This window comes from Pantoea stewartii, from assembly GCF_011044475.1.
GTDB lineage: Bacteria > Pseudomonadota > Gammaproteobacteria > Enterobacterales > Enterobacteriaceae > Pantoea > Pantoea stewartii.
This window is the reverse complement of the sequence record NZ_CP049115.1, coordinates 3,151,295-3,162,848: the sequence shown is the minus strand read 5'-3', so window position 1 is coordinate 3,162,848 and position 11,554 is coordinate 3,151,295. Positions and strand designations below refer to the sequence as shown.

Below are 11,554 nucleotides of genomic sequence, written 5' to 3'. Positions count from 1 at the left end.
CTCAGCTTCTCTCACCACGAATCGACACTGACGGGAACGGATACCGTTCACCGCGCTCTACCCAGTCCATAAAATCGGCGCGGGCGCCAGGGAAGTTGATGAGCTTCCAGCCCACCATGCCCTGATTGCCACCGTGGATCGGATCGCTAAAGAAGCCTTCACGGGTGTTTTGCAGGAGATAAGAGAAAAACACGTTGGCGGGAAGCTGGCTGAAATGGGCCTTGCCGCTCTCCATCGCCTGAAGCGCCGCATCCTGCTGTTCAGCGTTCAGTTGGGCAAAGACCTTACCGTACTGCTGCCGGCTATACTGGTCGGCATCGGCCAGGCCGAGACGGTAAATCTGCTGCGGTACCAGCGGTAGCTGATAGCCCATTTCTTTGGGGAGATCCGGGTTAAAGGGGCCCTGCATATACCAGTTGGCCCCGGTGGCATAAGGCGTATTCATCTGGCGATCGATAAACTCCGGCACGCCCGCTTCCAGCGCGCCCGGACCGCGTTCATCGGCGGGGATCAGCCGCGCCACGGCAGCGTTGATAAACGCAAATTCCTCGGCAGTAAACCAACTGGGTTGATAGTCTCGGGCGACCTGGCTTTCGGCAGGCGTTGCGGCCTGTGCCTGAGCGGGTGCAGAAAAGGCACCCAATGCGCTGCTGCCTACCGCCACTGCGGGCGCCAGGGTGATGGTCTTCAGCAAAAAATCCCTGCGTGAATGACCCTTTTTCTGGTCTGACATGACATTGCCTCATCACCGCATCAACTGCGGTACGAAAAAGAGAAGTGAATGCGCGTTGTAGTGGTTTTTATTTGCGGATTTCGGGTACAACAAGCTGTTACCGGTAACAGTGGCGCTAAGTGTAACACCATTACCGACAAATACTTAGTTTAAGGAAACAAAAAAGCACAATTTCATTAACATATAAGTTGTCAATGTCATGTTCAGAAACAACAGGCTACAGACAGATGGCCGTTTAGACGTTATAAAAGCGATTACACAACAGCGGAGTACCTATGTTTAAGTCTTTCTTTCCACGACCTGGGCCGTTTTTCAGTTCGGCGGCCATCTGGAGTTTACTGGCGATTTTTGCCTGGTTTGGCTTTGCCAGCGATTTACCGGCCCATTTCTGGCCTGCGTTTCAGACCGCCATCAGGCAGCCCCTGCCCACGACGGTGATGCGCTTTATTGCGCCGGGTGAGTTATGGTTCTATGGCTATTACTGGCTGATGGTTGCCCTGTTCGCTCTTGCGTGGCGCATCATTGATAACCATCCCTGGCAGCGCTGGTCGGTCTGGGGCTCCGCGCTGATTATTTTTGTGACCTGGTTTGGCGTCCAGGTTGGCGTGGCCGTCAATGCCTGGTATGGCCCGTTCTACGATTTAATTCAAAAAGCGCTGACGAAAGCCGGTTCGGTACAGATTGCCGAATTTTATGCTCAGGTTATCGCCTTCCTGGGTATCGCGTTGATTGCGGTGGTCATTGGCGTGATGAATGCTTTTTTCATCAGCCACTGGGTATTCCGCTGGCGCACTGCGATGAATAATTACTATATGCATCACTGGCAGCGCCTGCGCCACGTTGAAGGCGCGGCACAGCGTGTGCAGGAAGATACCATGCGCTTTGCTACCACGCTGGAAGGCTGGGGCGTGAGTTTCATTCAGGCCATTATGACCCTGGTGGCGTTTTTACCCGTTCTGGTGGCGCTTTCACATCATGTAAAAAGTATCCCGATTCTGGGCAGCATCCCCTATGCGCTGGTGATCGCGGCGGTGTTGTGGTCACTCTTTGGTACGGCGCTGCTGGCGCTGGTGGGCATTAAGCTTCCCGGCCTGGAGTTCCGTAACCAGCGCGTCGAAGCGGCTTACCGTAAAGAGCTGGTTTACGGCGAAGATCACGCCGATCGCGCCACGCCGCCGACCGTAAAAGTGCTGTTCCACAATGTGCGGATTAACTATTTCCGTCTCTATTTTCACTATCTTTACTTTAATATCAGCCGCATCCTTTATCTGCAGGTGGATAACGTGTTCGGGCTGTTCCTGTTGTTCCCGTCTATTGTGGCCGGTGCCATTACGCTGGGCCTGCTGAACCAGATCACCAACGTGTTTGACCAGGTTCGGGGATCGTTCCAGTACCTCATTACCTCGTGGTCCACCCTGGTCGAGTTAATGTCAATCTACAAACGTCTGCGCAGTTTTGAACAGATTCTGGACGATGTGCCGCACGATGAAATGATGCACGACGCTTCTGAAGAGGTGTCATAACCTTTCTGGTCGCCTGGGGTAGTTGCCGCAGGCGACCAGCGGTCGATTCCGCATTGTCTCCCCCACTTTCCTTTTCCTTCTCCTGCCATTCATTGCGCATGATGCCGCGGTGTTGTCCGTTCAGGACGACATCCGCGCCCGGGTTATCGCCGGTACGCGCAGCATTGAGGGATGATGGCGCGCATACAAGGGGCTTTTCTGGCAAAGGCTGAACGGTTAAGCGAACGATCTGTTGGTCAAAGAGACAGGCCGGATGGGACAGAATGATGCAGGAAAGCGGAGTAGAGGCGGTAAAGTGACAGGTTCTGTTTCGCTAAAAACGGAGACAGGACGCCATCAGGCGTCCTGTCAGCACAGACGTTCAAGGCTTATTTATACAGCTCAGCCGTCATGTGCACACCGTTGTTGGTGTTCGCTTCGGTGATCTTATAGGAAGCACCAGCATCCTGCGCCTGAGCAGCAATTTTCGCTTCTGCGCTGTCCAGTGTTGAGCCGGTCGCCGTCACAGTTTGTGCAAAAGCCGCAACAGGCAGAATAGTCAGGGCGATTAAAGCAGCAAAAGTTTTGATAGTTTTCATGGTCAATTCCTCGGTCTTTTTCGTTTAGATAAGGCTACATGCCTTGTGTGAAAGCATAATAGGACGAATATCGCACAAGAAAAAGCAGAGGGTTTTGCTCATATCATTCAATAAAACTGAAAATGAAAAGCACGTTTAGCGCTGTTTAAACACGAAAGGTTAAATGACTACACCTTGCATAGCAGGCAGTATTAATGACTACCTGTGCGCCTGACGACTTTCGCCCAGCGCTATGCTGTTATGTCACAAGACGGCAAAGACAGGCGTTACGCCGTGATCGGCTGTAGGTGCTGTGAGACAAGTCAGGCCGTGGTGGGATGTTGGCTGAGGGTACGCAATTGGGCAGCAGAAGAGACGATTAGGACGGGAAAGCCTCTTAGCGATCATGCCGTACCAGACGGCATGATCACGGTTCGCACCCTGCGCGCGCGAAGAGCGTGATCACGCCGAATGGCACAACACCATCCGGTGGCAGGCCGGTCAAAACTTAGCGGAACACGCTGATCGCTTCCACCAGACGGTTAGCCTGATGGGTCATACGGCCCGACGCTTCTGCGCTTTCCTGAACGCGGGCGGCGTTTTGATGGGTAATATCGTCCAGATCTTCTACCGCCGTGCTGACTTCACTGAGCGCGGTCGCCTGTTCCGCCGTGGCCGCGCTGATTTGGGCAACGAGCGAAGTGACGTTCTGCACCTGCTGCACAATATCCTGCATGGTATGTCCCGCAGCACCGGCGTGCTCGTTGCCTGAACTGACCCGGCTGGCGCTGGTTTCCACCAGCGCTTTAATCTCGCTGGCGGCTTTTGCGCTGCGCTGTGCAAGGCTGCGTACTTCGCCAGCCACAACGGCGAAGCCTTTACCCTGCTCACCCGCGCGTGCCGCCTCAACGGCGGCGTTCAGCGCCAGAATATTGGTCTGGAACGCGATGCTGTCGATTACGCTGGTGATGCTGGCAATGCGTTCTGAGCTGTCGGCAATGTCCGCCATCATACTCATCATCTCTTTCATCACCTCGCCACCTTTGCTTGCCGCATCGCTGGTATTGACGGAGAGCGAACTCACCTCCTGGGCCGTTTGCGTATTACTCTTCACGGTGGCGGTCATTTCGTTCATGGTCGCGGCCGTTTGCTGCACGTTCGCTGCGGCCTGTTCGGTCCGGCGGCTCAGTTCATTGTTACTGCGGGCGATGGCGTCACTGGCGCTCAGCACGTTAATCGCCTGGCCACTCACATCGTCCACCAGCCAGCGGAACATCAGCCCTAGCTGCCCAATGGCGCGCAACGTCAGCCCCACCTCGTCAATGCGGTCCATCTGCTCCACCTGGTGACTGGCCCCGGTGGCCACGCGCAGTGCCTGTTTGCACATGCGCTCGACAGGACGGGAAATTTGCTGCTCCAGCCACAGGCTGGCAAGCAGCAACAGAACGGCCATGCCGCCCGCAAATCCGCTCAACGCCAGCGGTGCCATTCCCAGCGCCCAGACGCCTGCGACGGACAGCGGCAGTAAAGCCAGCAGCGCCGTACGGATGCGCCAGCGCAGTGGCAGCGTTTTTAAGATCGAGCCAAGGCGACGCCAGCCGCTGCGCACAATTAATCCTTTGTGAAAGCGGCGGCCTTGCGCGCGACCTTCACGAAAATCACGGTAGAGCGCTTCACTGGCTTTCACGTCCTGGGCGGATGGCTTCGTCCGCACCGACATATAACCCTGCACCTGACCGTTGCGCACCACCGGAATCGCGTTCGCCCGCACCCAGTAGTGATCCCCGTTTTTACGGCGGTTTTTCACCAGCGCTGTCCAGGGTTCGCCCTGTTTTAACGTCGCCCACATATCGGCAAAAGCTTCGGGTGGCATATCCGGGTGACGCACCATATTGTGCGGCTGCCCTTTGACCTCATCAGATGAAAAGCCACTGGCTTCAACGAATGCATCATTGGCATAGGTGATATAGCTGTTGAGATCGGTCGTTGTCATCAGTGTGGCATGATCGTCATACACATATTCACGCTGAGAAACAGGTTGGTTGTTGCGCATAGGAGTCCTTGATAGTACCAGTCAGACTTGCACCAGAAGCATGGATGAAAGCACGTGAAAGGTAAGCTTTACCTTTTTTTATGTTTTCGGCAGTGGCGCATTTACACTTTAGTGCTACGCGTTAATTTATTGCATTAAAAAAGCCGCTCAGTAGCGGCTTCGTTTACTCACGGGAATTTTTAACCCATTACATTTTAACGATTTACTTTAACGCAACTGATTAGCGCGCAGCACCATCCCACCCGCGCCCGGCGCGTGACATCCGCAGTGAGACTAACGTCTTACCGTACCGCTTGACGGGTTAATAGCGCATTCCTTATGGATTCAGCTTAAATCGACATCCCGTAAGCCAAACCACCACGTCAGTACAAAGCCACTGACCCAGGCCACGATCAAACCGCCCAGGTACACGGCCATGCCAGCAAAAATGCCCTGATGCGAGGTCATCAACGGAAGCGTGACCAGACCCGAAGGACCAAACACCGTATTCATGCCGACCGGCAGCCCCAGCCAGGCCACCAGACCGATAAAAAATCCGCCCACTGCCCCGCCGCCGCAGGCCGTAATAAAGGGTCTGAGCCGCGGTAGCGTGACGCCATAAATCAGCGGTTCACCCACGCCCAGCAAGCCGGGCACGATGGCGCCTTTTATCTGGGTGCGCAACAACGCGCCTTTTTCCGCTTTACACCAGAGCGCCAGTGCGGCCCCCACCTGACCGGCACCGGCCATAGCCAGAACAGGGAACAGTGAATTAAATCCCTGGGTTTCCATCAGCGCAAAATAGACCGGAATAAACCCCTGATGAATGCCAAACATCACGGCGATCAAAAACAGCCCAGCCAGCAGGGCGCAGCCGAAGGGGTTGTTATTGAGGTGGATAAACAACCACGACATTCCCTTAAACAGCTCGCCGCCGAGCGGCATGATGAGCAGATAAGTCAGCGCGCCCGTGATTAATAAGGTTAACAGGGCGGTAAGAATCATATCCAGGTTATCCGGGATGACCTTGCGCAACTGCCTTTCCAGCCAGCCACCAAACATCGCGGCCAGCAGCACACCGATAATGTTGCCACGCGGATCGATAGCCAGACCAAAAAAGCTGTCCATGCCGCTGTAATAGCCGACCTTCGCATCGGGCACATAGCCCAGAAGAAACAGCGAGGCGATAATGGCCCCGTTTACGCCGGTGCCACCAAGGGCTTTTTGCGCGTTATAGCCAATCAGGATGCTGAGAAAGGTGAATAACCCTTTACTGAACACTTTCATATAGGCCACGGTCTGCAGTAAGCCTGCAGGATGTGCGCCCGGCGTGCTGAGGTGCAGGCTTTGCTCAATCAGCGTGGCGAATCCCAGCAGTAAACCTGCGGCGATAAAGCCGGGGATGAGCGGTGTGAAAAGGGTGGCGAAACGTGCCAGAAACTGATGCACCGCGCGGGTCTGTCTGGCCTTTATCTGCTGTTTTTGTTGCGCAGCCACCTGTTGCAGATTCGGTGCACCCTGTGAAAGCAGCAAATGCATCCGTTCCGCCGCCGTTTGAGCCTTGCCGGGACCGAGCACGATCTGCAGTTGATCGTCACCCTTGATGACACCCAGCACGCCAGGCAAACCTTTCAGCCGGGCGATGTCAGCCTGATTCTGCTTCAGCGTCAGGCGTAAACGGGTCATACAATGGCCGCAAACGGCAATATTGTCTGCGCCGCCTGCTGCCTGCACGATAGCGTGCAGAAGTGCATCGGTCACGTCCGCCATCAGCGTGCTCCCGCAGCCTGTAGCGCCCGACGAATAAAGCCCTGATGTTGGGTCAGCAACGTTTTTGCCTCATCAGCACTCAGTTCCGCCAGCACCATGAGAATGGCGGTTTTGCAGTGCCCGCCGCAGGCCGCCAGGGCGGCACTGGCGCAGGCTTCGTCACAATCAGTAGCCTGCATCACAATATTGACCTGGCGCTGTACCAGCTTCTGGTTCGTGGCTTCAACGTCCACCATCAGATTGCCGAAGACTTTGCCTGTACGAATCATCGCGCCGGTCGTCAGCATATTCAGGACCAGCTTCTGTGCGGTCCCCGCCTTCATGCGTGATGACCCCGTCACCACTTCAGGCCCGACCACGGGCGTCAGGGCAATATCGGCGACGTCAGCCATTTTGCTGTGCGGATTACAGGTCAGCGCAACCGTCGTCGCCCCACATTGCCGGGCGTACTCGAGCGCGCCCAGAACATAAGGCGTGCGTCCACTGGCGGCGATGCCCACCAGCACGTCCTGCTGGCTGAAGTGGATGTCTTTCAGATCCTGCGCGCCTTGCGCCACATTATCTTCAGCGTTTTCCACCGCCTGCAAAATGGCCTGATGGCCCCCGGCAATCAGCCCAGTCACCTGCTCACGCGGTGTGCCAAAAGTTGGTGGGCATTCACTTGCATCCAGGATCCCCAGGCGGCCGGAGGTGCCCGCGCCCACGTATATCAGTCGCCCACCGGCCTGAAAGGCGGCGCAGATAATATCCACAGCGCGGGCGATAGCCGGCACAATAGCCTCAACGGCCAGCGCAACTTTTTTATCTTCATCATTAATGACGCGAAGCATCGCTTCCGTGCTCATTTCGTCAATATTCAGGCTGGCCGGATTGCGCCCTTCCGTGACCATCTGACTGAGATCGATTTTCACGCTTGTTCTCCACAGGAATAATTTATTCTGGATATTTTTAACACAGCGAATGAAAAATTCATCCTTTCCAGCTGTTTTTTTGTGGCGCCGTGAGCGGTGCAGCCAGACAGAATAAAAAAAAGGCCCAACCATCGTTGAGCCTTTGATTTGCTAATCCGCATTAAGGCGCGGTTTGCGTCCGTAACTGCAATTCATACGCTTTCGCCTGCTCTGCATCGAACTGGTTTTCCCAGCGGGCAATCACCAGCACCGCCAGGGCGTTACCCACGACATTCAGCGCGGTACGGGCCATATCCATGATGCGGTCAACGCCAGCAATAAACGCCAGTCCTTCCAGCGGAATACCGACGCTGCCAAGCGTCGCCAGCAGGACGACAAACGAAACGCCTGGCACGCCTGCAATCCCTTTAGAGGTCACCATCAGCGTCAGCACCAGGATGATTTCATCAGTCAGTGACAGGTCGATACCGTACAGCTGCGCGATGAAAATCGCGGCGATACTTTGGTATAACGTTGAACCATCCAGGTTAAACGAGTAGCCGGTGGGCACAACAAAGCTGGTGATGGCTTTTGGCGCACCGTAAGCTTCCATCTTCTCCATGATGCGTGGCAGCACGGTTTCAGAACTGGAGGTCGAGTAGGACAGGATCAGCTCGTCTTTTAAAATGCGCATCAGCGTAGTAATGCGCAGTTTGCAGAAGCGTGCTACCGCCCCCAGCACCACAAACGCAAAGAACAGGATAGCGACATAGACCAGCAACACCAGCTTCGCGAGTGGCCACAGCGAGGCAAAACCAAAGTTAGCAATCGTCACGGCGATCAAAGCAAACACGCCCACTGGCGCGTAGCGCATGATCATATGCGTCACTTTAAACATGGTTTCAGACACGCCGCGGAACAGGTTGACCAGCGGATCGCGCTGTTCGGAGGGCAGGGCCGACAGCCCCAGACCAAACAGGACCGAGAAGAAAATAATCGGCAGCATTTCACCCTTCGCCATCGCGGCAAAGATGTTCTGCGGGATCAAAGAAAGGATGGTCGCAACCAGACTGTGCGTCCCTTCCTGTACCTGCGCCGTCGTGGCTTCATATTTAGAGATGTCCACCGTTGCCAGCGTAGACATATCAATGCCAGTGCCGGGCTTAAACACATTTGCCAGGGTAATCCCGACCACAATGGCAACGGTGGTAATCACTTCAAAGTACACAATGGTTTTGAGACCAATACGACCCAGCTTTTTCGCATCACCAACACCGGCTATACCGACAATCAGGGATGAAATCACGATAGGCACGACAATCATCTTTATCAGGTGAATAAAGATATCGCCCGCCGGGCTGAGAATATTATTGACTAACCATTCACGATCATCTGGCTGATTATGCAATACGGCACCCACGATGATGCCGAGCACCAGTGCTATCAGAATCTGCCACGCAAGGCTGATTTTAAAACCTTTCATAACGCGTAATTTCCTCAGTCAAAACCCGTTTCTCTCTACTGCGAAGGTGCAGAAGACAATACACACAGGGAAGTGAGCAAAAAGCCCGGTAAAGTAGAGGGTGTTTTAGACAGCGTCCCGCATTGCGATGCGATGATTTCTAAACCCATTTCAGACGCGGTCTGAGTTGATACCTGATTATCAGGGGCGAGATAAGTACCATTTTCGCTGCAGTAAATGCAACCCTTGGTGGCTTCGATTAAAACTTAACCATCTCTTAAGCATAAAATGCTGATGCGGTTATTTATTCCTAACCTGCTGTTATGAAAAGTAAACTTTCGATAAGTTTTCGCATAGCTATTCAGATTGTGGGCAAACACTACGCGGTTCGTTCGCTGCTTTTTTAAACAGCGCAAGACACAAAATGTTGCAATCTAAATCCCTATCCTTTGCATGGCGTTAGCGCATTTTTCATTCTTTTGCGACGTTTTTATGTCAACAAGGTTAACGCGTGATCTATGGCGCAAAAAAGAAACAAATCTTGTTGCTCTGCTTCACTTAACTATTGATTGACATATGATTAACATCTTCAAGGAGAATCGCCATGAGCCAAAATCATAACTATCCTGTTCCAGAAAATATCGCAGCAACCGCGCTGATTACGGCCGAACAGTATCAGGCGATGTACCAGCAGTCTGTTACCGATCCAGAAACCTTCTGGGGGGAACAAGGTAAAATCCTCGACTGGATAAAACCTTACAGCAAAGTCAAAAACACCTCATTTGCGCCAGGCAATATTTCAATTCGTTGGTATGAAGACGGCACGCTCAATCTGGCCGCCAACTGCCTGGATCGCCATCTGGCTACCCGGGGCGATCATCCCGCCATTATCTGGGAAGGCGACGATGCCAGTGAAAGCAAAACCCTGACCTTCCGTCAGCTTCATGCTGATGTATGCCGCTTTGCCAATGTGCTGGAACTGCTTGGCGTCAAAAAAGGCGACGTCGTGGCGATTTATATGCCCATGGTGCCCGAGGCCGCCGTCGCGATGTTGGCCTGTGCTCGCATCGGGGCGGTGCACTCCGTCATTTTCGGCGGCTTCTCACCGGAAGCCGTCGCGGGCCGGGTGATCGACTCCAGCGCATCATTGATTGTGACAGCCGACGAAGGCGTACGTGCGGGCCGCACGATTCCACTGAAGAAAAATGTGGATGATGCATTAAAAAATCCCAATGTGAACAGCGTGAAAAACGTGGTGGTCTTTCAACGTACCGGCAAAGATGTCGGCTGGGTTGAAGGACGCGATCGGCACTGGCATGAGCTGATGCAGAACGCCAGCACCAACCACTCTGCCGCCGAAATGCAGGCCGAAGATCCACTGTTTATTCTCTACACCTCCGGTTCAACCGGTAAGCCTAAAGGCGTACTGCATACCACGGGGGGCTATCTGGTTTACGCCGCCACGACCTTTAAATTTGTCTTTGATTATCATCAGGATGACGTTTACTGGTGTACGGCGGACGTGGGCTGGGTCACCGGCCACAGCTATCTGCTCTATGGTCCCCTGGCTTGTGGGGCCACGACGCTGATGTTTGAAGGCGTGCCAAACTGGCCGACGCCAGCGCGCATGGGCCAGGTGATTGATAAGCATAAGGTGACCCTGTTGTATACCGCGCCTACCGCTATCCGCGCGCTGATGGCGGAAGGGGATAAAGCGATTGAGGGCACCGACCGTAGCAGCCTGCGTATCATGGGTTCAGTGGGCGAGCCCATTAACCCGGAAGCCTGGGAGTGGTATCACAAAAAAATCGGCAACAGCCGGTGTCCGATTGTCGATACCTGGTGGCAGACAGAGACCGGCGGTTTCATGATTACGCCGTTGCCGGGTGCCACCGTGCTGAAACCCGGCTCGGCGACCACGCCGTTCTTCGGCGTCCAGCCTGCCCTGGTGGATAACGAAGGCAATCCTCAGAACGGCGCCTGTGAAGGTAATCTGGTAATCACGGATTCCTGGCCAGGTCAGGCGCGTACGCTGTTTGGCGATCATGAACGTTTCGAGCAGACCTACTTTTCGACCTTTAAAAATGCCTATTTCAGCGGCGATGGCGCGCGACGTGATGAGGACGGCTACTACTGGATTACTGGCCGTGTGGATGACGTACTGAACGTGTCTGGGCACCGCCTGGGCACCGCCGAGATCGAATCCGCGCTGGTGTCGCATCCGAAAATTGCCGAAGCGGCCGTGGTAGGTATTCCGCACAGCATTAAGGGCCAGGCTATTTATGCCTATATCACCCTGAATCACGGGGAAGAGCCCTCACCGGAGCTTTATACCGAGGTCCGTAACTGGGTGCGTAAAGAGATTGGCCCGATTGCCACGCCTGATGTACTGCACTGGACGGATTCGCTGCCAAAAACCCGTTCCGGCAAAATCATGCGCCGTATTCTGCGCAAGATTGCCGCAGGCGATACCAGTAATTTAGGCGATACCTCCACGCTGGCCGATCCTGGCGTCGTTGAGAAACTGCTTGAAGAGAAACAATCCATCACCCTGCCGTAATACCACGCCGGCGGAAAGCATCAGGCT

Annotated in this window: 8 protein-coding genes; 2 read left to right on the top strand and 6 right to left on the bottom strand. The window is 54.4% G+C overall.

Annotated elements, in window-relative coordinates:
• Position 1: 1 nt before the first annotated feature.
• Positions 2 to 733, bottom strand: coding sequence for a gluconate 2-dehydrogenase subunit 3 family protein (locus G5574_RS14975; protein ID WP_058707829.1), 732 nt, complete (start codon positions 731 to 733; stop codon positions 2 to 4).
• A gap of 275 nt (positions 734 to 1,008) precedes the next feature.
• On the opposite strand from G5574_RS14975, the gene sbmA reads away from it, so the two are divergent.
• Positions 1,009 to 2,256: a peptide antibiotic transporter SbmA gene (gene sbmA, locus G5574_RS14970; protein ID WP_164482799.1), complete on the top strand. Its 1,248-nt coding sequence runs from the start codon at positions 1,009 to 1,011 to the stop codon at positions 2,254 to 2,256.
• Positions 2,257 to 2,624: 368 nt separating this feature from the next.
• On the opposite strand, the gene G5574_RS14965 is transcribed toward sbmA, so the two are convergent.
• From G5574_RS14965 to gltP, 5 genes are all read right to left on the bottom strand, one after another.
• Positions 2,625 to 2,834, bottom strand: a complete 210-nt coding sequence (locus G5574_RS14965; RefSeq protein WP_033739003.1) for a YdgH/BhsA/McbA family protein — start codon at positions 2,832 to 2,834, stop codon at positions 2,625 to 2,627.
• Positions 2,835 to 3,321: 487 nt separating this feature from the next.
• Complete coding sequence (locus tag G5574_RS14960) at positions 3,322 to 4,866, bottom strand: methyl-accepting chemotaxis protein (RefSeq protein ID WP_054688415.1); 1,545 nt, start codon at positions 4,864 to 4,866, stop codon at positions 3,322 to 3,324.
• A gap of 324 nt (positions 4,867 to 5,190) precedes the next feature.
• Positions 5,191 to 6,615 (bottom strand): PTS N-acetylmuramic acid transporter subunit IIBC, encoded by a 1,425-nt coding sequence (gene murP, locus G5574_RS14955; protein ID WP_164482798.1) that lies wholly within the window; start codon positions 6,613 to 6,615, stop codon positions 5,191 to 5,193.
• Positions 6,615 to 7,526, bottom strand: coding sequence for an N-acetylmuramic acid 6-phosphate etherase (gene murQ / locus G5574_RS14950; RefSeq protein ID WP_039339122.1), 912 nt, complete (start codon positions 7,524 to 7,526; stop codon positions 6,615 to 6,617). The genes murP and murQ overlap by 1 nt, the downstream gene beginning before the upstream one ends.
• A gap of 160 nt (positions 7,527 to 7,686) precedes the next feature.
• A complete protein-coding gene (gene gltP / locus G5574_RS14945) occupies positions 7,687 to 8,988 on the bottom strand; it encodes a glutamate/aspartate:proton symporter GltP (RefSeq protein ID WP_006121589.1) in 1,302 nt (433 codons plus the stop codon).
• A 583-nt stretch (positions 8,989 to 9,571) separates the two neighbouring features.
• On the opposite strand from gltP, the gene acs reads away from it, so the two are divergent.
• Positions 9,572 to 11,527, top strand: a complete 1,956-nt coding sequence (acs, locus tag G5574_RS14940; RefSeq protein WP_039339051.1) for an acetate--CoA ligase — start codon at positions 9,572 to 9,574, stop codon at positions 11,525 to 11,527.
• Positions 11,528 to 11,554 lie beyond the last annotated feature (27 nt).